Origin of the sequence: Tomitella biformata AHU 1821, assembly GCF_000524475.1 — a bacterium.
Lineage (GTDB): Bacteria > Actinomycetota > Actinomycetes > Mycobacteriales > Mycobacteriaceae > Tomitella > Tomitella biformata.
Genome location: NZ_BAVQ01000080.1, coordinates 98,237 through 121,663 on the forward strand (window position 1 = coordinate 98,237; position 23,427 = coordinate 121,663).

General features: G+C 68.1%; 20 protein-coding genes. 9 read left to right on the forward strand and 11 right to left on the reverse strand.

Annotated elements, in window-relative coordinates:
* Positions 1-186 precede the first annotated feature (186 nt).
* The 9 genes from TBIF_RS19480 to TBIF_RS24040 form a co-directional block, all read right to left on the reverse strand.
* A complete protein-coding gene (locus TBIF_RS19480) occupies positions 187-2,196 on the reverse strand; it encodes a fatty acid desaturase (RefSeq protein WP_024796417.1) in 2,010 nt (669 codons plus the stop codon).
* A gap of 84 nt (positions 2,197-2,280) precedes the next feature.
* The gene (locus TBIF_RS19485) at positions 2,281-3,543 is read right to left on the reverse strand and encodes a PucR family transcriptional regulator (protein WP_148302341.1); all 1,263 of its coding nucleotides are present in this window, start codon (positions 3,541-3,543) and stop codon (positions 2,281-2,283) included.
* A gap of 169 nt (positions 3,544-3,712) precedes the next feature.
* Positions 3,713-4,066 (reverse strand): metal-sulfur cluster assembly factor, encoded by a 354-nt coding sequence (locus tag TBIF_RS19490; RefSeq protein ID WP_024796419.1) that lies wholly within the window; start codon positions 4,064-4,066, stop codon positions 3,713-3,715.
* 38 nt (positions 4,067-4,104) lie between these two features.
* The gene (gene sufU / locus TBIF_RS19495) at positions 4,105-4,587 is read right to left on the reverse strand and encodes a Fe-S cluster assembly sulfur transfer protein SufU (protein ID WP_024796420.1); all 483 of its coding nucleotides are present in this window, start codon (positions 4,585-4,587) and stop codon (positions 4,105-4,107) included.
* A 1-nt stretch (position 4,588) separates the two neighbouring features.
* A complete protein-coding gene (locus TBIF_RS19500; RefSeq protein WP_024796421.1) occupies positions 4,589-5,842 on the reverse strand; it encodes a cysteine desulfurase in 1,254 nt (417 codons plus the stop codon).
* Between the two features lie 46 nt (positions 5,843-5,888).
* Entirely contained in the window at positions 5,889-6,674 is a 786-nt protein-coding gene (sufC, locus tag TBIF_RS19505; RefSeq protein WP_024796422.1) for a Fe-S cluster assembly ATPase SufC, read from the reverse strand.
* 70 nt (positions 6,675-6,744) lie between these two features.
* Positions 6,745-7,914: a Fe-S cluster assembly protein SufD gene (gene sufD, locus TBIF_RS19510; protein ID WP_038172071.1), complete on the reverse strand. Its 1,170-nt coding sequence runs from the start codon at positions 7,912-7,914 to the stop codon at positions 6,745-6,747.
* A 68-nt stretch (positions 7,915-7,982) separates the two neighbouring features.
* The gene (gene sufB, locus TBIF_RS19515) at positions 7,983-9,443 is read right to left on the reverse strand and encodes a Fe-S cluster assembly protein SufB (protein ID WP_024796504.1); all 1,461 of its coding nucleotides are present in this window, start codon (positions 9,441-9,443) and stop codon (positions 7,983-7,985) included.
* 132 nt (positions 9,444-9,575) lie between these two features.
* Positions 9,576-10,346 (reverse strand): helix-turn-helix transcriptional regulator, encoded by a 771-nt coding sequence (locus TBIF_RS24040; RefSeq protein ID WP_038171991.1) that lies wholly within the window; start codon positions 10,344-10,346, stop codon positions 9,576-9,578.
* Between the two features lie 185 nt (positions 10,347-10,531).
* Between TBIF_RS24040 and mptB the strand changes: the two genes are divergently transcribed.
* The 3 genes from mptB to TBIF_RS19535 are packed head-to-tail and all read left to right on the forward strand — an operon-like array spanning position 10,532 to position 14,015.
* Complete coding sequence (mptB, locus tag TBIF_RS19525; RefSeq protein WP_024796424.1) at positions 10,532-12,220, forward strand: polyprenol phosphomannose-dependent alpha 1,6 mannosyltransferase MptB; 1,689 nt, start codon at positions 10,532-10,534, stop codon at positions 12,218-12,220.
* Positions 12,217-13,173 (forward strand): ABC transporter ATP-binding protein, encoded by a 957-nt coding sequence (locus tag TBIF_RS19530; protein WP_024796425.1) that lies wholly within the window; start codon positions 12,217-12,219, stop codon positions 13,171-13,173. The genes mptB and TBIF_RS19530 overlap by 4 nt, the downstream gene beginning before the upstream one ends.
* Positions 13,170-14,015, forward strand: coding sequence for an ABC transporter permease (locus TBIF_RS19535; protein ID WP_024796426.1), 846 nt, complete (start codon positions 13,170-13,172; stop codon positions 14,013-14,015). Before TBIF_RS19530 ends, TBIF_RS19535 begins: the two co-directional genes overlap by 4 nt.
* A 26-nt stretch (positions 14,016-14,041) precedes the next feature.
* Here TBIF_RS19535 and TBIF_RS19540 read toward each other — a convergent pair whose 3' ends face one another.
* Positions 14,042-14,326 (reverse strand): hypothetical protein, encoded by a 285-nt coding sequence (locus TBIF_RS19540; RefSeq protein ID WP_024796427.1) that lies wholly within the window; start codon positions 14,324-14,326, stop codon positions 14,042-14,044.
* A gap of 77 nt (positions 14,327-14,403) precedes the next feature.
* Between TBIF_RS19540 and TBIF_RS19545 the strand changes: the two genes are divergently transcribed.
* Complete coding sequence (locus TBIF_RS19545; protein ID WP_024796428.1) at positions 14,404-15,372, forward strand: quinone oxidoreductase family protein; 969 nt, start codon at positions 14,404-14,406, stop codon at positions 15,370-15,372.
* A 17-nt stretch (positions 15,373-15,389) separates the two neighbouring features.
* Here the strand turns inward: TBIF_RS19545 and TBIF_RS19550 are convergent, their stop codons facing one another.
* Positions 15,390-16,451, reverse strand: coding sequence for a heme o synthase (locus TBIF_RS19550; protein ID WP_372435139.1), 1,062 nt, complete (start codon positions 16,449-16,451; stop codon positions 15,390-15,392).
* Between the two features lie 381 nt (positions 16,452-16,832).
* Here TBIF_RS19550 and tkt point away from each other — a divergent pair, with 381 nt between their 5' ends.
* The 5 genes from tkt to pgl are packed head-to-tail and all read left to right on the forward strand — an operon-like array spanning position 16,833 to position 23,419.
* On the forward strand, positions 16,833-18,950 hold the full coding sequence (tkt, locus tag TBIF_RS19555; protein ID WP_024796430.1) for a transketolase: 2,118 nt from the start codon (positions 16,833-16,835) through the stop codon (positions 18,948-18,950).
* 25 nt (positions 18,951-18,975) lie between these two features.
* A complete protein-coding gene (gene tal, locus TBIF_RS19560) occupies positions 18,976-20,130 on the forward strand; it encodes a transaldolase (RefSeq protein WP_024796431.1) in 1,155 nt (384 codons plus the stop codon).
* Positions 20,131-20,166: 36 nt separating this feature from the next.
* Entirely contained in the window at positions 20,167-21,720 is a 1,554-nt protein-coding gene (zwf, locus tag TBIF_RS19565; protein WP_024796432.1) for a glucose-6-phosphate dehydrogenase, read from the forward strand.
* A complete protein-coding gene (locus tag TBIF_RS19570) occupies positions 21,717-22,679 on the forward strand; it encodes a glucose-6-phosphate dehydrogenase assembly protein OpcA (protein ID WP_024796433.1) in 963 nt (320 codons plus the stop codon). Before zwf ends, TBIF_RS19570 begins: the two co-directional genes overlap by 4 nt.
* Positions 22,676-23,419 (forward strand): 6-phosphogluconolactonase, encoded by a 744-nt coding sequence (gene pgl / locus TBIF_RS19575; RefSeq protein ID WP_024796434.1) that lies wholly within the window; start codon positions 22,676-22,678, stop codon positions 23,417-23,419. Before TBIF_RS19570 ends, pgl begins: the two co-directional genes overlap by 4 nt.
* Positions 23,420-23,427: the final 8 nt, after the last annotated feature.

Consider the following 23,427-nt stretch of genomic DNA (forward strand, 5'->3'; position numbering starts at 1 on the left):
CCGGCCCCGCGCAGACTCGCCCCCGCTAATGAGTTCGCTGCTGTGTGACGCTTCTAGATCGTGAAGCCGAGGGCGCGCAGCTGCTCATGGCACCCTCGATCAGCGTCGGCACCGTGCGGTATCGACTGGAGGCGGACAGTCCCCGCGCAGCACAGTGAGATTATCCGCGGACAACGATGTCCTCTGTCATGCGTCGTAGTCGACGGTGATCGACGGCGTAGTCGGGTGCGATTGGCAGGTGAGCACGTAGCCGCCTTCCACGACAGCCTGCGATAGAGCGAAGTTCTGTTCCATCGCGACCGACCCCAGCAGTACCTTCGCCGTGCAGGTGCCGCAGGCTCCGCCGAGGCAGGCATACGGCGCCTCCAATCCAGCCTTCAGCGCGGACTCGAGGACGGTGTCGCCGGCTGCCAGCAAAACTTCGTGCTGGCGACCGCGCAGTTTGACCGCGATGGTCGCCGGGGAGAAGTCGTCGGCCACCCTGGACGTCTCGTAGCCGTGGAAGAGTTCCACGTGGACGCAGTTCGGCTCGGCGCCGCGCTCGATGAGCCTTCCGCGCAAGTCGGTCACCATTTCGACCGGTCCACACAGGAACCAGTCGTCCACCGAGGCCGCGGCCAGGTCAGAGTCAAGCCATTGTTCGAGTCTCGCGTGGTCGACGCGACCACGGAGATGGGCCGGATGTCGCGGATCGCGGGAGCGCACGTGGATGATCCGGAGCCGGTCGGCGTATTGCGCCTCGAGGTCGTCCAGTTCGTCGCGGAACATGGTGCTGTCGGCATCCCGGTTGCCGTAGATCAAGGTGAAGCGAGATTCGGTCTCGACGGCGAGCGTCGCCTGCAGGATCGATAGTGCGGGGGTGATGCCGCTGCCGGCGACGATCGCCACGTAGTTCTTCTTGGCGAGTGGGTGCAGCGGTGTGCCGAACGAACCGGTCGGTGTCATCAGCTCAAGGGTGTCGCCGGCCCGGAGTTGCGTCATCGCGAAGGTGGAGAAGGCCCCACCTGGAATGAGTTTGACGGCAATCGCCAGCGTGTCGGAGGTGGCCGAGGAGCAGATGGAGTAGTTGCGTCGTACACCCTCGCCGCCGAGGTCGGTACGGACGGTGATGTGCTGACCGGGTTCGAAGGAGAACTCCTCGCGCAGTTCGTCGGGCACGGCGAAGCGGATCAGCACGCTGTCCTCGGTCAACCGGTCGACGCTGGCGACCGGGACCGAGTGGAACTCTGCGGCCCGGGCGGAGGATCGCCTCGGCATCCGCACCGGGAGGAGTCGGGCCAGTTTGCCGTTCAGCCTCTTCCACTCGCGGTACTGATGTGGGTCGAGCTGCTGGCCGAGGACGGTGCCGATCGCGGCGTCACGCGCGAGGTAGGCATCCTCGTTGCGTCGCCAGGTTGCGACGTAGCGGTGGAACGGGATCGAGGGGTGCAAGTGGTGGACAAGGTGGTAGTTCTGCGAGAGAAGCAGTGGCGTGAAGATCCATTCGGCGCCGACGCGGTTGCGGGTGGCGCGGTAGCGGTTCTCCTGCTGAGTGTCCTCAAGATCGTGGTGCGGCAACCAGTCGAACCACCAGGCCAGCACGAACATGGCTACGCGGCCGGGGATCAGGTAGAGCACCGCAAGCGTCCACAGGTGTCCGGTGAACGCAGACGTCACGATCACGGCAACGCTAGCCACCATGAGGAACGACGTCTCCAGCACCTCAGCCCGGGGACGGCGCTTCACGTTGCGCACCAGGCAGGTCAGGTACGGCACATCCATCAGCGGGAACCGAACGGGCGCCTGCCACCACGCAGCGCCACTGATGAAGTGGTCCGGGTCGTTCGCATCGTCATTGGTGTTGCGGTGGTGCTCGATATGGATGAACGCGAACGACTTGAACGAGATCAGTGACGAGACGAAGAGCATCGACACCCGGCCGAAGGCCACGTTGACCCAGCGGTGGGTGCTCACCGAGTAATGTGACGCGTCGTGCAGCACGGTGAACAGCATGAAGATCGCGAACGCGCTGATCAAGATCGTCACCGGAACCGGAAGCCTGTCGGTCACCGCCGCCCACGTGGAGAATGCGAAGATCGCGATGGCGCCGGTGAATATGCCGACAATGGGCCACGAGATGGTCGGCACCCCCTCGCCGGGGTCAGGAAACGCGTGACGCGAGGCTGCGGGCGCGGATTGCACTGTGGTCGCTGACATGTCCCTCAACCTACGAACCGCGAGCTGGCACCACCAGTGATTCCGAGCACATGACGGTGTGCGCGCAGCACATAGTGGTCAGGTTCAGCCGGGTTCTGAGGTGAGTACCACTGGGCCGAGTATCTGGACCAGCCGCAGCGCCGCGTGCAGCTCGACAATACGGTCCGTAGCGGGCCGCCCTCGACGTTCCTCTGCGCGGCGCAGCCGCTGCAGCACGGTGTTGCGATGTACCCCCAACTCCTCGGCCGCAGCTGCCAGCCCTCCCTGTGCGTCAAGCACTGCCAGCAGCGTTCGGCGTTCCTCGTCCTCTCGGCGTCCCTTGACTGCCAGGGCTCCGAGCTCGATCGCGACGAAGCCATGGGCCAGGTCCAGGTCGCCGCTCATCGTGTCCACGAGCGCCAGCTCGGTGTACGAAGTCACCGGAGCTCCCCGGCCGGAGAGCTCCACCACTCGACGACCGCGCTGCGCCTGGACGTGCGAGTCCCGGAAGCCGCCCGGGCCCTGGGCCGGAGTGCCGATGCAGATCTGGACCTCCTTCGGGAGCTCGTCGGCCAATGCCGCGAGGCCCTCCGCCACCACATCGGGCGCCCGCGTGGTGGCGACCCAGCCCCACAGCGCCTGGGCGCCGTCCGGGACGAGCAGCGGATGATGCGAACCGAAGTGCGCACCGACCGCGGCGCCGACGCGCGCGAGGTCGGCGTCATCGCGATCGGTCCAGCAGACAAATGCGGTCTGCCATCCGGTGAGCCGGTGGGCCAAGGTCCGCTCGGCGCGGCCGAAGTCGATCCGGTCGCCGGCGATCAACCCGCGGACCGCATCAGTCCGGGCCGCGCGGACCCGGTTCTGTATGCGGTTGAGCTCGGCGATGTACTCGGCCGCGACCTCGCTGGAGATGCGGTCGACGTAGGCGAACGCGTAGCTCTGCAGGTCGGCCACCACCGCAAGGACCAGCGCCGGATCCGACACGAAATCTGTGATCCGGGCCAAGATGCGCTCGCTGAAGTATGCGTGACCCATCCGGTAGAAGCGCAGCATCACATCGACGCTGTAGCCGCGGGCCGCCATGGCCCGCGCATGCTCGAGCGCGGTGACCGGTGCCGTCGCGGCACTGACGTCGATACCGTGCCGGACCATCGACAGCGCTGCCTCGAGGTTCGACGAGCACGACCCGAGCGTCAGGCCGCGAAGATCGTCATCGGCGCCAGCCTCCGGGATACGCTCAAGTAGGTAGTTGAGCATGTCATCCGCGTACGACGACACGTTCTCCAACAATTCGGCGGCAGTGCGGCGCAGCTCGATCGCAACCGACTCGGGAAGGTTTGCCGACTCACCCGCTTTCACACTCATGCCTGAATAATATCGGTGGCCACACCCAACTGACGTCCTGCAACTTTGCTAGGGCGTGTCCCCCTCGCCCCCGCAAATGAGTTCGCTCCCGTTATTCGAGTCGGCTGCCCTGGCAAGGGCGGCCAACTCGAATAACGGGAGCGAATTGCGGTGCTGCTGTGTGACGCCTCTAGATCGTGAAGCCGAGGGCGCGCAGCTGCTCGCGGCCGTCCTCGGTGATCTTGTCCGGGCCCCACGGCGGCATCCAGACCCAGTTGACCTCGAGGTCGGTGCACAGCCCACTGCGCACGACGGACGTCACGGCCTGGTCCTCGATGATGTCGCTGAGCGGGCACGCAGCCGACGTCAACGTCATGTCGATCCGCGCGACGCCGGTCTCGTCGACCTTGATGTCGTAGACCAGCCCAAGGTCGACGACGTTCACGCCGAGCTCGGGGTCCACGACGTCGCGCATCGCCTCTTCGATGTCGTCAAGTGACGGCACCGAGCTGGCTGACGTTTCTGATACTTGGCTTTCCGTCATGTCCTTGTCCTCCAGTTCAGGCCGAGAAATCTCGGCGTTCATACGACCGCCGGGCGGTCAACAGCTTCTTGAGCAGCGGTAGTCTGCGCAACAGCGTCCTTGAACGCCATCCACCCGAGCAGCGCGCATTTGACGCGTGCCGGGTACTTGGACACCCCGGCGAAGGCGATGCCATCACCGAGCACGTCCTCGTCGCCCTCCACGGTACCGCGACTGCTCACCATCTCCTGGAAAGCGGCCACGGTGACCATCGCGTCCGCAAGCTTCTCGCCGACCAGCATCTCGGCCAGCACCGACGTTGCGGCCTGGCTGATCGAGCAGCCTTGCCCGTCGTAGGACACATCGTCGACGGTGACGGCGCCGGCATCGTCGCGGCCCAGCTGCACCCGCAGCGTCAGCTCGTCCCCGCACGTGGGGTTCACGTGGTGGACCTCCGCGCCGTACGGCTCCCGCAACCCCCGGCGGACCGGGTTCTTGTAATGGTCCAGGATGACCTCCTGGTACATCTGTTCCATTCTCATGTCAGGCCACTCCGAAGAACTCGCGGGCCCGGCGGATCGCCGCGATCAGGGCGTCCACCTCTGCCTCGGTGTTGTAGATCGCGAAGGATGCGCGCGCCGTTGCGGCGACTCCGAATTTCCGGTGCAGTGGCCACGCGCAATGGTGCCCGACGCGTACGGCGACGCCCTCATCGTCCAGGATCTGGCCGAGGTCGTGTGCGTGGATGCCGTCCACCACAAAGGAGACCGCCCCGCCGCGCTCCACACCGTCGGCCGGTCCAACGACGCGCACGCCCTCGATGCCCGCCAGCCCGGCCAGGGTCCGCTCCACCAGCTCATGCTCGTGCGCGGCGACCCGCTCCATACCGATGCCCTCGAGGTATTCGACCGCCGCACCCAGCCCCACAACCTGCGAGGTCATCGGCACACCGGCCTCGAACCGCTGCGGCGGAGCGGCGAACGTGCTGCCCTCCATCGTCACGGTCTCAATCATCGAGCCACCGGTGAGGAACGGTGGCAGCGCGGCGAGGAGCTCCGCGCGGCCGTACAGGACGCCCACCCCGGACGGGCCGAGCATCTTGTGGCCGGAGAACGCGGCGAAGTCGACGTCGAGCGCGCGGAAGTCCACTGCCATATGCGGCACGGACTGGCAGGCATCGAGCACGACGAGCGCGCCGACGGCCCGGGCCCGCCGCACCAGCTCCGTCACCGGCGCGACGGCGCCCGTGACGTTGGACTGGTGGGTGAAGGCGACGACGCGGGTGCGCTCGGTCAGCTCCAGCGAGTCGAGGTCGATGCGGCCGTCATCCGTGACGCCGTACCACTTGAGCACCGCGCCCGTGCGCCGACACAACTCCTGCCACGGCAGGATGTTCGCGTGGTGCTCGAGCTCGGTGATGACGATCTCGTCGCCGGCCTTGATGGCCAGCTCGCCCGCGCGGTCATCGCCCAGGGTGAAGGCCACCAGGTTCAGCGACTCGGTCGCGTTCTTGGTGAACACCAACTCGTCCGGCGTGGCGCCGACGAAGCCGGCGATCCGCGCGCGGGCGCCCTCGTAGGCATCCGTCGCCTCCTCGGCGAGCTGATGCGCCCCACGGTGCACGGCGGCGTTGCAGGTGAGCAGGAAGTCCCGCTCGGCGTCAAGCACCTGCAGCGGCCGCTGCGACGTGGCACCGGAGTCGAGGTAGACGAGGGCTTTCCCGTCGCGCACGGTCCTGTCCAGGATCGGGAAGTCCGCCCGGATCCTGGACAGCTCCGCGGCGTCGATCGAGGCCACGTGGCGGGCGCTGGGCTCCACCGAGATCGGCGCGATAGTCACGGGACTAGGCCCCCGCGGCGGTACTGGTGAAGCGCTCGTAGCCGTGCTCCTCGAGCTCGTCGGCCAACTCGGCGCCGCCGGACTCGACGATCTGGCCATTGGAGAACACGTGCACGAAGTCGGGCTTGATGTAGCGCAGGATCCGCGTGTAGTGCGTGATCAGCAGGACGCCGCCGTTCTCGTTCTCGCGGTAACGGTTGACACCCTCGGAGACGACGCGCAGCGCGTCGACGTCCAGGCCGGAGTCAGTCTCGTCGAGGATCGCGATCTTCGGCTTGAGCATCCCCAGCTGCAGCACCTCGTGGCGCTTCTTCTCGCCGCCCGAGAAGCCCTCGTTGACGCTGCGCTCAGCGAACTTGGGATCAATCTCCAGCTCGGAGTAGGCGACCTTGATCTCCTTGACCCAGTGGCGCAGCTTGGGCGCCTCGCCGCGCACAGCGGTGACGGCGGTGCGCAGGAAGTTGGTCATCGAGACCCCGGGCACCTCGATCGGGTACTGCATCGCGAGGAAGATCCCGGCGCGGGCCCGCTCGTCGACGCTCAGCGCGAGGAGGTCCTCGCCATTGAGGGTCACGGTGCCCGAGACAATCTCATACTTGGGGTGCCCGGCGATCGCGTAGGACAGCGTGGACTTGCCGGAGCCGTTGGGGCCCATGATGGCGTGGGTCTCGCCCGACCGCACGGTCAGGTTGACACCCTTGAGGATCTCGATCGGGGCCGCGTTCTCGTCCGACTGCGCGACGTTGACGTGCAGGTCTTTAATCTCGAGCGTGAACTTCTCGGAAGACATGTGGTGACTCTCTCCTATCTGGTCGCGGGACCCCTGGTCGCCGCGGGCAATGTTGCTGAGTGCCGTGGTGCTAGGACCCGGCGGCCGTGAGCTCTTCCTCGATGGTCGCCGCCAGGCGGTCGCGGATCGCGGGCACGGGGATCCGCTCGATGATCTCGTGGAAGAAACCGCGCACCACCAGGCGGCGGGCGTCCTCCTCCGGAATCCCGCGCGAGCACAGGTAGAACAGCTGCTCGTCGTCGAAGCGGCCCGTGGTGCTCGCGTGGCCAGCCCTGGCGATCTCGCCGGTCTCGATCTCGAGGTTCGGGACCGAGTCGGCCCGCGCACCGTCGGTGAGGATCAGGTTCCGGTTCAGCTCGTAGGTGTTGGTGCCCTCGGCCGCCGCGCGGATGAGCACGTCGCCAATCCACACGGTGTGCGCGTCGGGCTTCTTCGACGTCGGATCGCCCTGCAACGCACCCTTGTAGACAACATTGGAGCGGCAGTGCGGCTCTGAGTGGTCGATGAGCAGTCGCTGCTCGAAGTGCTGGCCGTCGTCCGCGAAGTAGACGCCCCACATGTCGACCGCGCCGCCGGGACCCTTGTAGGTGACCGTCGGCGTGATCCGCACCAGGTCGCCGCCCAAGGTCACCACGAAGTGGGTGAGGCGGGCATCGCGAGCGAGGCTGACGTGGTGGCCGGCGACATGAACGACGTCGCTGTCCCAGTCCTGGATCGTGATGACGGTCAAATGCGCGCCGTCGGCGACGAGGAACTCGACGTTCTCCGCATAGGTGCCGCTGCCGCGCTGATCAAGCACTAGCACCGACTGCGAGAAAGCCTCCGCGCGGAACTGCGTGTGACCGAAGGCGACATTGCCCTCGCCGGGGCCTGCTACCGCGACCATAACGGGCTCGGCGATCTCCCGCTCCTTGGCGACCGTGATGATCGTCGCCTCGGTGAACGAGGTGTAGGCCTGTGCCGTGACCCGGTCCGCCGGAACGCCGGCGGTGCCCAGACGGGCGTCGTCGCGGCCGACAGTCTCGACCTGGACCCCGTCGACCTTGTCAACGGTGGTGATTGCCTGGGCGTTGGCCACTGCGCTGCCGTCGTGCAGACCGCGGAGGCGGCGCATCGGCGTGAATCGCCAGGCCTCATCCCGGCCCGCGGGCACCTCGAACGCGCTGACGTCGAACGAGGTGAAGACCTCGCCCTTGTTTAGAACAGGTGCCGACTTCTTGCCCTCCGGAGTGTTGCCCACAAAGGCTTCCCCGACCAACGCCGCTTGCGCGCTAGCGACATCTCCTGCTGATTGGCTTGCGGTTGTCACTAGCCCACTGACCCTTCCATTTGCAGTTCGATTAGGCGGTTGAGCTCGAGGGCGTACTCCATGGGGAGTTCCTTGGCGATGGGCTCGACGAAGCCGCGCACCACCATGGCCATGGCCTCTTCCTCGGTCATGCCGCGACTCATGAGGTAGAACAGCTGGTCATCGCTGACCTTCGAGACGGTGGCCTCGTGGCCCATCGTCACGTCGTCCTCGCGGATGTCCACGTAGGGATACGTGTCCGAGCGGCTGATCTGGTCGACCAGCAGCGCGTCGCACTCGACATTGGACTTGGAGCCGTGCGCGCCCTTATTGATCTGGACGAGGCCTCGGTAGGAGGACCGGCCGCCGCCGCGGGCGACGGACTTGCTGACGATGTTCGACGTCGTGTTCGGCGCCAGGTGCAGCATCTTCGCGCCGGTGTCCTGGTGCTGGCCCGGGCCGGCGAACGCGACGGAGAGGACCTCGCCGTGCGCGTGCTCGCCCGTCATCCAGACCGCCGGGTACTTCATGGTGACCTTGGAGCCAATGTTGCCGTCGACCCACTCCATGGTCGCGCCCTCCTCGGCGCGGGTCCGCTTCGTCACCAAGTTGTAGACGTTGTTCGACCAGTTCTGGATGGTCGTGTAGCGGCAGCGGCCGCCCTTCTTCACGATGATCTCGACCACCGCGGAGTGCAGCGAGTCCGAGGAGTAGGTCGGCGCAGTGCAACCCTCGACGTAGTGCACATACGCGCCCTCGTCGACGATGATCAGCGTGCGCTCGAACTGGCCCATGTTCTCCGTGTTGATGCGGAAGTAGGCCTGCAGCGGGATGTCGACGTGCACGCCCGGCGGGACGTAGACGAACGAGCCGCCCGACCACACCGCGGTGTTCAGCGCGGAGAACTTGTTGTCGCCGGCCGGGATGATCGAGCCGAAGTACTGCTGGAATACCTCCGGGTGCTCGCGCAGGCCGGTGTCGGTGTCCATGAAGATGACACCCTTCTCCTCCAGGTCGCTGCGGATCTGGTGGTACACCACCTCGGACTCGTACTGCGCCGCGACGCCGGAGACCATGGCCTGCTTCTCGGCCTCGGGGATGCCCAGCCGGTCATAGGTGTTGCGGATGTCCTCCGGCAGCTCGTCCCACGACGTCGCCTGCTTCTCGGTGGACCGCACGAAATACTTGATGTTGTCGAAGTCGATGCCGGAGACATCCGCGCCCCAGTTCGGCATGGGCTTGCGCTCGAAGATCTTGAGGGCCTTGAGCCGGATGTCGAGCATCCACTCGGGCTCGCTCTTCTTCGCGGAGATATCGCGCACGACAGCCTCGGACAGGCCGCGCTTGGCCGTGGCGCCGGCGTCGTCTGAGTCCGACCAGCCATAGGCGTAGTGGCCGAGCGAGTCGATCGTCTCTTCTTGGCTGAGCGCTTCGGGCGCGCCTGGGGCACCTGTTGTTGCCTGATCCGAGATGACGGTCATGCGAGCTCCTTCCGGAGGCTTGTACGTCCCGAAGCGTTGTGGCGCCTGGGGTGCTTGCGATATAGGTGAAAGCGAACGTGTGTTGTCAAAACTACGGCGGTGTCGCGCTGGGTGATCGCACCCTGGGATATCTCAACTTGGCATCCCCAATGGCACGTGGGTGGTGCACACGGAATCCCCGTTGGCGATTGTCGCCAACTGCTGAATGTGGGTGCCCAGTAGTCGCTGGAACGCCTCTCGCTCCGCCTCGCACAACTCGGGGAACTCCGCCGCCACATGGGAGACGGGGCAGTGGTGCTGGCAGATCTGCACGCCGCTGCCGACCTTGCGGGTCGAGGCGGCATATCCGGCGCCGGTGAGAGCGTCGGCGATGTTCTGGGCGATCGACTCGAGCCGCTCGTCCTCCGAGAGGTCCCCCGGCACCTCGCCGGCCATATCTACGATGTCGGCGATGCGCCGACGTGCCAATTCCGCCACTGCCTCATCGCCGCCGATGTCGCGGAGTTGGCGCATCGCCGCACCAGCCAGATCGTCATAGGCGTGGGTGAGCTGGGCACGGCCAGCCGGAGACAGTTGGAACAGCTTCGCCGGCCGGCCGGGGCCACGCTGCCGCCAGCTGGACGGACTTGCGACCGCGGCCTCGCCCTGGTCGATGAGCGCGTCGATGTGACGTCGGACACCCGCGGCACTCAGCCCAAGCCGCGCGCCGATCTCCGAGGCGGAGATGGGCCCGTCCTCGAGCAACAGCGTGACCACCGAGGTGCGGGTATTGCTTTCGGGCGGGTTTCCGAGTCCTCGCGCAACAAGGGGATCCGCTAGGCTGCCTGCGCCTATGGACCGTCCGATACCGCTCTGCCTGGATTCCACAACACCAGTGTGACCGAATTGCGCGGCGAGGTCCACTAAGGGTGTCCTATATAACCGGCGGAAGACGTCCGTCCACGGGTTCGGCGGGGTTTGGATCCCGGATATCTGCCCACCGCCCGAGGGCGCCCTAGGCTCACGCTGTGACTTCGACCGATCCCGAACCCTCCCGGGCCTCCATCAGCGCAGCCCGAGGGTCTTTTCGGCGCCTCCTGGGTCTGCATATGGAGGGCGGTCTCCACGACGCCGGAGCCGGCGTCGCCGCCCTGCACACCCGCGAGCCGGACGCCCCGCCCCTGAACGCCGTCGAGACCGGCCGACTGCGCGCGGTGCGGCGTGTCGGCGCCACCGGCGCGGTCATGATGGCAATCGGCGCGCTCGGCGCCGGCGCACAGCCTGTGATGCAGAACCCGGTCTATGGGCAGCGGGTCCTCGGCCTAATGGCGCGCATGCCGTCGGTGGCGCTCACCGTCGCCTTCACCGGCACAGTGCTGCTGGTCCTGGCATGGCTGCTCCTTGGCCGGCTGGCGGTCGGCTCGCTGCGGCGGGGGAACACGCCCCGGCAGCTGAGCCGGTCCCAGATGGATCGCACCCTCTTCCTATGGATGGCCCCGCTGCTCGTCGCCCCGCCGATGTACAGCAAGGACGTCTACTCTTACCTGGCACAGAGCGAGATCGCCGCCCGGGGCATGGACCCCTATAAATTGGGGCCGGCGCAGGCGCTCGGCGTGGACAACATTCTCACCCGCACCGTGCCCAATATTTGGCGGGAGACCCCGGCTCCCTACGAGCCGCTGTTCTTGTGGCTTGGCAAGTTGATCGGCAGCGTCACCGGGAACAACATCGTCGCCGGGATCCTCGCGCATCGGCTCCTCGAAGTGCTCGGCGTGGCCCTCATGATCTGGGCGGTCCCCCGACTCGCCCGCCGCTGCGGCGTCGCCCCCGTCGCCGCGCTGTGGTTGGGCGTTGCCAATCCCCTGGTCTACCTCCACCTGATCGCGGGCGTTCACAACGAGGCGCTGATGATCGGCCTCATGGTCGCCGGCGTGGAATTGTGCATGCGGGCGATCGAGGGGACCGAGCGGCTCACTCGCGGCCGGTGGGCCCTGTTCTACTTCGGCGCGTTCGTGATTGTCCTATCCTCGGCGATCAAGATTCCCACCCTGTTGGCGCTGGGCTTCGTCGGCCTGGCCCTGGCCCGGCGTCTCGGCCCGCAATTCCGCCATGTGTTCACCGTCGCCGCCGCCCTGAGCGCGCTGACGATCTTCGGGCTGGCCTTCCTCGCCTGGAGCACTGGCTTGGGCTTCGGCTGGCTGCACACCCTCAACACTGCGAGCGAGGTCCGCAGTTGGATGTCGCTGCCCACCCTGCTGGGGATCGGCACAGGCGGGGTGGGGATCCTGCTCGGTCTGGGCGACCACACCGCAGCCATCCTCAGCATCACGCAACCGCTGGCCCTGGTGGTCGTGGGCATCGCGACCGCGCGCATGCTCATCGCGACCTATACGGGCCGCGTGCATCCGGTGGGCGCTCTGGGCGTGTCCCTCGCGGTCCTCGTCCTGCTGTTCCCAGTGGTGCAGCCGTGGTATCTGCTCTGGGCGCTGGTGCCACTCGCGGCCTGGGCCACAAAGCCGATGTTCCGGGTGCCGGCGGTGGCGATCTCCGCGTTCGTCTGCATCGTCGGGCCCATGCCCAACGGCGGGGAGTATCCCCCCCTGGTGATCGTCCAGGCGGCGGTCGCGGTCATCGGCACCCTCTGCGTGATCGTGTTCTTCACCCGCAAGCGGATCCCGTGGCTCCGGGACACGGACCCGGACGAGCCCCCAGCCGAACCCCCAGGTGTGGCAGAGGCCACTGTGGCCGAGACCGTGGGCCGCCGGGCGCCCGGAGACACCTACGCTGGTGAACCGTGACCCCCGCCGACCGTGACCCCGTAGTTGAGCTCATCGACACCAGGAAGACCTTCGGCGACAAGACTGCCGTCGCCGGCCTGAGCCTGTCGATGCCGCGCGGGAGCATCCTGGCGTTGCTCGGACCCAACGGCGCCGGCAAGACCACGACGGTCGAGATGTGCGAGGGGTTCACCGCGCCCGACGCCGGCACCGTCCGCGTGCTGGGCCTGGATCCGATCCGCGAGGCGGCCGCGCTCAAGCCTCGTATCGGCGTGATGCTGCAGGGCGGCGGCGCCTACCCCGGAGCTCAGGCTGGCGAGATGCTGCGCCTAGTCGCCTCGTACTCCGCGAATCCACACGATTCAGAGTGGCTCCTGTCCACCCTCGGCCTCGCCGGCTCCGCGAACACCCCCTACCGCCGCCTGTCCGGCGGGCAGCAGCAGCGGCTGGGTCTGGCCTGCGCCATTGTGGGCCGGCCCGAGCTGGTGTTCCTCGACGAGCCGACCGCAGGGCTCGACGCGCAGGCGCGGAACCTCGTGTGGGATCTCGTGAACGCCCTCCGCCGCGACGGCGTGAGCGTGCTCCTCACGACGCATCTCATGGACGAGGCTGAGCAGCTGGCCGACCACGTCGCGATCATCGACAACGGCGCGTTGGTCGCGTCGGGCACCCCCGAGGAGCTCACCACCGAGCGCTCCGCAGGAAAACTCACGTTCGCCGGCCCCGCGCTGCTCGACACCGCCGGGCTCACCGAGCACCTGGCCGCCAGCCTGCGCGAGGATCATCCGCCCCGGCACGTCGAGACCACCGCTGCGGGCCGCTATCGGGTCTCCGGCGCCGCCACCGCGCAGGTCCTCGCCGAGGTCGCCTCCTGGTGCGCCGCGCAGGGGATCCTGCTCTCCGAGCTGAGCACCGACAGACGCAGCCTCGAGGACGTCTTCCTCGACTTGACCGGCAGGGAGCTTCGGGGATGACCACGGGCACACACACGGCGGGGACTCAAGCGGATGGGACTGCCCCGGCCGCGGCACACACTGACGGGAGCACGACCATCTTCCCCACGGGCACCTTCACACCGGCGCCACGGGCGAGCAACCCGGCGGCGATGTTGCGCTCGCAGACCACGCTGGAGCTGAAGCTAATCCTGCGCCACGGCGAGCAACTGCTGCTCACCCTGCTCATCCCGGTGACGATGCTGGTCGGCTTGACCTTGCTCCCCCTCGGTGACTTCGCCGAGCCGCGGATCAACCATGTGCTGCCGCTGGTGCTCGCCGTCGCCATCATGTCCACCGCGTTCACCGGGCAGGCGATCGCGGTGGGCTTCGACAGGCGTTATGGCGCGCTGAAAAGGCTGGGGGCGACGGCGCTGCCCAAGTGGGCGATCATCGGCGGCAAGAGTGGTGCGGTGGGGATCGTGATCCTCGGCCAGATGGCAATCCTGTGCACCATCGCGCTGTTCCTGGATTGGCGGCCAACCCTCGCGGGGCTTGCGGCCGGCGCGGTGCCGGTGATTGTCGGCGCATTGACCTTCGCGGCGATGGGTCTGCTCGTCGGCGGCCGGCTCAAGGCGGAGATCGTGTTGGCGCTGGCCAACATCCTCTGGTTCGCGATGCTCGGCATCGCCGGGCTGGCGTTGCTAGACCACACTCTGCCCGCCGCCCTGGATGTGCTCGTGACCGTGATCCCGTCCGGCGCGCTCACTCAGGCCCTAGCTCAGGCGCAGAGCGGCACGGTGGCCCTCGCCCAGGTCGCGGTGCTCGCGGCCTGGGCGGTCGTCTGCGGATTCCTCGCGGTCCGCACCTTCCGCTTCGAGTAGCGGGCGGGGGCCCGCCACAAGAGCGGCTAGCCGCGGCCCATCAGGCCGGCCATCCGGCGGGCGTGCGCCGGCTCCGGAGTCGCGACGCTGACGAGCTCGCGGTCCCACTCCGACCGCGTCACGCTCGGGTTCGCGGCGATCGCCGCCTCCGCCTCGGCCATTGTCTCGACCATCTGGTCGCCCAAGATGCCGTCGGACCCCACAAGGGTGATGCGGATGCCGCGCCGGCCCACCGGCTGCAGCACCGCGCGGGCGGAGCCGCCGTGCTCCGCGACGAACTTGCTGATGACCTTGGAAACGTGATCGCTCATGGCTGCCAGACTACTGGGCAAGCGTCGCCGAACGGCACACCCCCGCCGACGACAAGCAATCCGGTAGAACTTAAGCCATGCGTGTAATCGAAGTCAGGCAGTACGGCGGTCCCGAGGTTCTGCAATTGCGGCAGCGGACCGCGCCACGCCCGGGGCCCGGCGAGCTCCTGGTCGAGCTGGACGCGATCGGCGTCAACTTCATCGACACATACCTGCGCTCCGGCGCCTACCCCTCCGCCCTGCCCTTCGTCCCGGGCTCCGAGGGCAGCGGCACCGTCACCGCGGTGGGCGAGGGCGTGGACGGGTTCCGCCCCGGCGCCCGCGTCGCGTTCGCCAACGGTGCGGGCGCATACGCGGAACAAGCGCTGGTCTCGGCCAGCAGCGCGATCACGGTGCCCCCGGGTGTTGACGCCGCCGTGGCGGCCTCCGCGCTGCTACAGGGCATGACCGCGCACTACCTGATCACCAGCACCTATGCCGCACAGGCGGGCGACACCATCCTGGTGCACGCGGGCGCCGGCGGCGTGGGCCTGCTCCTCACCCAGCTCGCGACCGCCCGCGGGGTCCGTGTGCTCACCACCGTGTCCTCCGAGGAGAAGGCGGCGCTTTCCGCGGCGGCCGGCGCGGCCGAGGTGCTCCGCTATGGCCCCGATCTGGTGGCGCGGGTCCGCGAGCTCACGGGAGGCGCCGGCGTCGCGGCGGTATACGACGGCGTGGGCGCCGCGACGTTCGACCAGAGCCTGGAGTGCGTGCGCATGCGCGGGACCCTTGCGCTGTTCGGCGCGGCCAGCGGACCAGTGCCGGCGGTGGACCCGCAGCGGCTCAACGCCGCCGGATCGATCTTCCTGACTCGGCCGACCCTGGCCCACCACATCGCCAATCGCGCCGAGCTCGAATGGCGGGCCGGCGAGATCCTCCAGTCCATCGCGGCGGGAGCCCTGCACGTCCGCGTCGGCGCCGCCTACCCGTTAGAGCAGGCGAGCCAGGCGCACATCGACCTGGAAGGCCGACGCACGACTGGCTCGATAGTCCTGGTGCCGCGGTGATCTAGAACAGCGGTGATCTAGAGCAGGTCCGCCACCGTCGTCATATTCAGCACGGAGTCCAGCGCCAGCGCCAGGAAGAGCGCGGCGAGGTAGTTGTTGGACATGATGAACAGCTTCAGCGGCTTGACCTCGGCGCCGTTGCGCACGCCGATGTGTAGCCGAATCGCCATGGTGAGGAACCAGGCGCCGATCAGCACCGAGCTGATCGCGTAGATCAACCCGGTGGCGGGGATCAGGGCGAAGGACGTGACGACCATCGCGATCGTGTAGAGCACGATCCGGTGCGTCACCACCTGCGGCTCGGCCACCACGGGCAGCATCGGCACGCCGGCGGCCTTGTAGTCGTCGCGGTACTTCATGCCCAGCGCCCAGGTGTGCGGCGGCGTCCAGAAGAAGATGATCAGGAACATGACCACGGCCGGCCAGCCGATGGTCCCGGTGACCGCGGACCAGCCGATCATCACGGGCATGCAGCCCGCGGCCCCGCCCCACACGACGTTCTGAGAAGTCCTGCGCTTCAGCAGCTTGGTGTACACCAGCACATAGAAGGCGATCGTGATGACGATCAGGATGCCGGAGAGCCAGTTCACCATCAGGCTCAGCCACAGGAACGACGCCACCCCGGTGACGAGCCCGAAGATCAGGGCCTGCTTGGTGGACACGGCGTCGCTGACCAGCGGCCGGTTGAGGGTCCGCTTCATGACCTTGTCGATGTCGGCGTCGATCACGCAGTTGAGCGTGTTGGCGCTCGCCGCACCGAGCCAGCCACCGAACAGCGTGCTCAGAACCAGCAGCGCCAACGCGCCAGCGCTCTTCGGATCGGCAAGGGTGCGGTTGGCCAGCAGCATCGCGGGGATCGTCGCCACCAACAGCAGCTCGATCACGCGGGGTTTGGTGAGCGCGAGGTAGGCGCCCGCGGTCTTCCCGACTCGGCCCAGCAGTCCCAGCTCAGCCTTCGGGGTCGGCTCGGCTGACGGTTCAGCCGAGTCCCCTGTGACCACCGCCTGCCCACCCAGACCATGCCCACTCACTCCGTGCCCACCCAGACCATGACCGTGCGCCTGCTCCACAATCCGCACCAATTCTCCTAGCGAAACTCGGCCGTGACGCACACTTCCGGCGCCAACGAATACGTCGCGATCACGCCGCGGGCAATACACCCGCAGGTTGCCCTGCCACCCAGACTGGATGGCAAAAGGCCAACGACTGACACAACTACTACAGAGCATGGTAGTGGTTTCCGCCGCCAATCGAAACCGGCCTGGCGGTTGGAGCGCTAGATCACAGGGCCTGACGATGCGCCGCCCGCAGACTGAACAGGAAATATGGGGCGCTGTTCTCACGTTCCGGCCCGCGACCACTAGGCTGAGAATACAGCCGTGTTGCCGTCAGCGCACTTGCCGTCAGCGCGCTGGACGCCCCTGCACTTCAGCACCCGAGAGCTCAGGAGATTTCCGCCAGTGTCGGTCACAGACGAGATTCGCTCCCTCACAGTCCCCGCCCTGCCCGACGATTGGTCCGCGCTGGACGCAAAAGCCGTCGACACCTCCCGCGTTTTGGCAATTGACGCTGTTCAGAAGGTCGGCAACGGCCATCCGGGCACCGCGATGAGCCTGGCGCCGCTGGCCTACTCGCTCTATCAGCGGATCATGCGCCATGATCCCAGCGACGCCGCGTGGGTCGGCCGCGACCGCTTCGTGTTGTCCTGCGGGCACTCCAGCCTGACGCAGTACGTGCAGCTGTTCCTGTCCGGCTACGGCCTGGAGCTCGCCGACCTCGAGGCGCTGCGCACCTGGGGCAGCCTCACCCCCGGCCACCCCGAGCACGGGCACACCACCGGCGTCGAGATCACCACCGGCCCGCTGGGCCAGGGCCTCGCATCCGCCGTCGGCATGGCCATGGCGGCCCGCCGCGAGCGTGGACTCTTCGACCCCGAGTCCCCCGCCGGCGACAGCCCCTTCGACCACCACGTCTATGTCATCGCGTCCGATGGCGACTTCCAGGAGGGTGTCACCGCTGAGGCGTCGTCGCTCGCGGGCCACCAGGAGCTCGGCAACCTCATCGTCTTCTACGACGACAATGAGATCTCTATCGAGGACGACACCAACATCGCGTTCAGCGAGGATGTCGGCAAGCGCTATGAGGCGTACGGCTGGCACGTGCAGCGCGTCGTCGGCGGCGAGAACGTCGTCGGCCTGCTCGCGGCCGCCGAGGCAGCCCGCGCGGTCACCGACAAGCCGTCGATCATCATCGTGCGCACCATCATCGGCTACCCGGCTCCGAACAAGATGAACAGCGGCGGCATCCACGGGGCGGCGCTCGGCGCCGACGAGGTCGCGGCCACCAAGGAGATCCTCGGCTTCGACCCGGCGAAGAGCTTCGACGTCGACGCGGAGGTGCTGGCCCACGCCCGCCAGACCCGCGACCGCGGGCAGGCCGCCCACGCGCAGTGGCAGGTCGGCTTCGACGCCTGGGCCGCGCGCGAGCCCGAGCGCAAGGCGCTCTTCGACCGCCTGCAGGCCGGCGAGTTCCCCGCCGGCTGGACCGACGGGCTGCCCAGCTGGGACGCCGACGAGTCCGGAGTCGCGACCCGAAAGGCCTCCGAGAAGGTCCTCGCCGCGCTCGCGCCGATCATGCCCGAGCTGTGGGGCGGTTCCGCCGACCTCGCCGGCTCCAACAACACCACGATGCCGAACGCCGACTCCTTCGGCCCGCCGTCGTCCACCACCCGCGAGTACACGACGCACCCGTACGGCCGCACGTTGCACTTCGGCGTCCGCGAGCATGCGATGGGCTCGATCCTCAACGGCATCGCGCTGCACGGGCCCACCCGCCCGTACGGCGGCACGTTCATGGTCTTCAGCGACTACATGCGCCCGGCCGTCCGGCTCGCCGCGCTGATGAACCTGCCCGTCACCTACGTGTGGACGCACGACTCCATCGGCCTGGGCGAGGACGGCCCGACGCACCAGCCCATCGAGCACCTCGCGGCGCTGCGTGCGATCCCGAACCTCTCGGTGCTGCGCCCCGGCGACGCGAATGAGACCACCCACGCCTGGCGCACCGCGCTCGAGCACAAGACCGGCCCCGCGGCCCTCGCATTGACCCGGCAGAACATCCCGGTCCTCGAGGGCACCAAGGAACGCGCCGCGGCGGGCGTCGAGCGGGGCGGTTACACCCTGGTGGACGGCACTGGCCGAGGCACCGCGGCGGAGGCGCCGCAGGTCATCTTGATCGGCACCGGCTCCGAGCTCCAGCTGGCGGTCGGAGCCGCGAAGCTGCTCGAGGCCGACGGCATCGCGACCCGTGTCGTCTCCATGCCGTGCCTTGACTGGTTCGAGCAGCAGGACAAGACGTACCGCGACTCGGTGCTCCCCCCAGCCGTCCGCGCCCGGGTCAGCGTCGAGGCCGGCATCGCGATGCCGTGGCACCGCCACATCGGCAACGCGGGTATCGCGGTCTCGCTGGAGCACTTCGGCGCGTCCGCCGACTACCAGACGCTATTCCGCGAGTTCGGTGTCACCATCGAGGCGGTCGTGGCCGCGGCCCACAGCTCCATCGATAACGCCAAGGCCTGACCACCACAGCTTAAGGAGTACTGCAATGACCACCAATGCGAATCTAGCGGCGCTGAGCGCGGCGGGGGTGTCCGTCTGGCTGGACGACCTCTCCCGCACGCGCATCACCAGTGGGAACCTGGCCGAGCTGGCCGCCACCCGCAGCGTCGTCGGCGTCACGACCAACCCGACGATCTTCGCCGGGGCCCTCACCAAGGGGACGGAGTACGACGCGCAGGTCGCCGAGATCGCCCACCGCGGCGGCGACGCGCACGAGGCGATCCGGCTGATCACCACCGATGATGTCCGCAGCGCCTGCGACGTGCTGCGCCCGCAGTACGAGGCCAGCGGCGGCGTCGACGGCCGCGTGTCGATCGAGGTCGACCCGACGCTGTCCGGCGACACCGCGCAGACGAGCGCCCAGGCCGTCGACCTGTGGCAGACCGTCGACCGGCCGAACCTGTTCATCAAGATCCCGGCGACGGTCCCGAGCCTGCCGGCGATCACGGCGACCATCGCCGAGGGCATCAGCGTGAACGTGACGCTGATCTTCTCGGTCGACCGCCACCGCAAGGTCATCGAGGCCTACCTGGCGGGTCTCGAGAAGGCTGCCGCCGCTGGCCACAAGCTGTCGAAGATCTACTCCGTCGCATCGTTCTTCGTCTCGCGCGTCGACTCGGAGATCGACGCACGGCTGACGGAGATCGGCACCGACGCGGCTCTCGCGCTCAAGGGCAAGGCAGGCTTGGCCAACGCGCGTCTGGCCTACGCCGCCTACGTCGAGGTCTTCGGCGGCGGCGGTGTGGAGCCGAGCGAGCGCTGGCAGGAGCTGGCGGCGAAGGGCGCGAACGTGCAGCGCCCCCTGTGGGCCTCGACGGGCGTCAAGGACCCCGCATACCCCGACACGCTCTACATCACCGAGCTCGTCGCGCCGCACACGGTGAACACCATGCCGGAGAAGACGATGGAGGCTGTCGCCGACCACGGTGTGGTCACCGGCGACACGATCAGCGGCACCGCCGCGGCCTCACAGCAGGTCTTCGACAGCTTGGTGGAGGCCGGCATCGACCTCGGCGACGTTTTCGCGGTGCTCGAGACCGAGGGCGTCGAGAAGTTCGAGGTCTCGTGGTCTGAGCTGGCGGACGCCATCACCGCCCAGCTCGCCGCAGCGCAGGCCGACTCCACTCGAACGGCGGACTGAACAGTGCCGACCGCCGCGACTGGCGGCCAGCGCGGCGTGTCGGGATATTCCCAGAAGACTGCCCGCAAGCCCTCTGGGAACCCCTTGCGGGACCCCCGGGACAAGCGGCTCCCGAGGATTGCCGGGCCTTGCAGCCTGGTGATCTTCGGGGCCACGGGCGACCTCGCCCGCAAGAAGCTGCTGCCCGCCATCTTCGACCTCGCCGCGGCGGGCCTGCTGCCGCCCAGCTTCGGCCTGGTCGGCTTCGCCCGCCGAGACTGGACCGATGAGCAGTTCCGAGAGTTCGTCCTCGACTCGGTGAAGGGCCACACCCGCACCCCGTTCCGGGCCGCCGTGTGGGAGCGGTTGGCCGAGGGCATCCGCTTCGTGCAGGGCTCGTTCGACGAGAGTCCCGCCTTCGACCGGCTCGCGACCACGCTCGCCGAGCTGGACCGGGAGCGCGGCACCGCCGGCAACCACGCGTTCTATCTGGCCATCCCCCCAGACTCCTTCCCCACCGTGTGCACCCGGCTCCACGAGCACGGCCTGGCCGAGCAACTGCGCAAACGCTGGCGCCGCGTGGTCATCGAGAAGCCCTTCGGCCACGACTTGGAGAGCGCCCAGGAGCTCAACAGCGCCGTGAACGAGGTCTTCCCGGAGGACAACGTCTTCCGCATCGACCATTACCTCGGCAAGGAGACGGTCCAGAACATCCTGGCTCTGCGCTTCGCGAACCAGCTCTTCGACCCGATCTGGAACGCCCACTACGTGGACCATGTGCAGATCACCATGGCGGAGGACATCGGGCTCGGCGGTCGCGCCGGCTACTACGACGGGATCGGCGCCGCGCGCGACGTCATCCAGAACCACCTCCTCCAGCTGCTGGCGCTGACTGCCATGGAGGAGCCGATCAGCTTCGAGCCCAGCGAGATCCAGTCCGAAAAGGTCAAGGTGCTCTCGGCCACGCGGCTCGCAGAGCCGATCGCCGAGACCAGCGCCCGCGGGCAGTACACCGACGGCTGGCAGGGCTCCGAGCACGTGTGCGGGCTGCAGGACGAGGAGGGGTTCGTCACCGGCTCCACCACGGAGACCTTCGCGGCAATCACCCTCGAGGTGGACACCCGCCGCTGGGCGGGAGTGCCGTTCTACCTGCGCACCGGCAAGCGCCTGGGCCGACGGGTCACCGAGATCGCCGTCGTGTTCAAACGCGCACCGCACCTGCCGTTCGACGCGACCATGACCGAGGAGTTGGGGCAGAACGCGCTTGTCATCAGGATCCAGCCCGACGAGGGCATCACCATGCGATTCGGCTCCAAGGTGCCGGGCTCGAGCATGCAGGTGCGCGATGTCAACATGGACTTCAGCTACGGGCAGGCCTTCACCGTGTCCTCGCCCGAGGCATATGAGCGGCTGATCCTCGACGTGATGCTCGGTGAGCCCTCCCTGTTCCCATCCAACGCAGAGGTCGAGCTCTCCTGGGCCATCCTGGACCCCGCGCTGCGCGAGTGGGCCGAGGCCGGCACTCCGGACCCGTATGAATCCGGCACCTGGGGTCCCGCCTCCGCGGACCAACTGTTGGCTCGCAGCGGCCGGGAATGGCGGCGACCATGATCATCGACCTGCCCGACACCTCCACCGCCATCGTGATCCGGCGCCTCTATGAGATCCGCGAGGCTGGCGGCGCCGTGACGCTCGGCCGCGTGCTCACTCTCGTTGTGGGAGTCGACGACGGCTGGTCCACGGAGGAGTCCATCGAGGCCGCCAACGAGGCCAGCCGCGAGCACCCGTGCCGCGTCATCGTGGTGACCATGTCTCCTCCCGACGCTGCGCCGTCCCGCTTGGACGCCCAGATCCGGGTGGGCGCAGACGCCGGGGCCTCCGAGGTCATTCTGCTGCACCTGAGCGGACCGCTGGCCGAGCACAGCGACAGCGTCGTGCTGCCCTTCCTGCTGCCGGACACCCCGGTGGTGACCTGGTGGCCGGGCACCGGCCCCGACCGGCCGGCGGATGCCCCACTCGGCCGGCTGGCCAAGCGGCGCATCACCGGACCTACCCTCGGCGATCCCCGCGCGGTCCTGCGGCGCCGCCAGATCGGCTATAGCGCCGGCGACACGGACCTTGCCTGGTCCAACGTGACGCAGTGGCGGGCCCTGCTGGCCTCCGCCATCGAGCATCCCCGCTTCGGTCCGATCGATAGCGCCGTGGTCAGTGGCCCCGTCACCGACGCGTCCACGGAGTTGGTCGCCGGCTGGCTCGCCGCCACGCTCCGCGTCCCCGTGACCCGGAGGGTGGGGACCGAGCGAATCGAGCTGACGGCCGCCGGCGAATCGGTGGCGATCGCCCGGCTCAGCGACCACCTCGCGGTGCTCTCGCGGCCAGGCGAGCATGACAGCCGGGTGGCCCTGGGCCGCCGGGCCATCTGGGATTGCCTCGCGGAGGAGATGCGCCGCCTGGACCCAGACGAAATTTACGAAAATGCGCTAGCCGGTCTGTCGCAGGTCCTCTACGAGGAAGCCCCCGATGGGGACAGTCACGACGGGCCCTTGGAGACGAGGGATCTCACACCATGACCCACACCGAATTACTCCGCTTCCCCGATCAGGGAGCGCTCGTCGCCGACGCCGCGCAGCGGCTGACGACGGCCATCGCGGAGGCCCAGGACCAGCGCGGGATCGCCCGCATCGTGCTGACTGGGGGCGGCGCGGGCATCGCGCTCCTGGCGGCGCTGCGCGAGTCCGCCGCGGACATCGACTGGCAGCACATCGAGTTCTATTGGGGAGACGAGCGCTTCCTGCCTCCGTCCGACCCCGAGCGCAACGAGGTCCAAGCCCGCAAGGCGCTGCTCAACCATGTGCCTGTCGACCATATGAAGGTGCACCCGATGCCCACCGACTCTGGCCAGTTCGCCGGTGACGTGGACGCGGCCGCCGAGTTCTACCGGCTGCACCTGCCCACCGCGGTGGACTCGGAGGGCGTCCTCTCGCCCCTCTTCGACGTGCATCTCCTGGGCATGGGCGGGGAGGGCCACGTGAATTCGATCTTCCCCGACTCCCCCGCCGTGCATGAGGCCGAGGCGACCGTGGTGCCCGTCCGCAATTGCCCGAAGCCCCCGCCGACGCGCATCACCATGACCTTGCCCCTGGTCCGCCGCAGCGCGCAGGTGTGGCTGCTGGTCGCCGGCGCGGAGAAGGCCGTGGCGGCCGCCGCCGCGATCAACGGCGCGAGCCCCGTCGACATCCCGTCGGCCGGCGCGCTCGGCGTGGAGCAGACCCTGTGGTTCCTGGACGAGGCGGCGGCAGCGGACCTCTGACGCAGAAC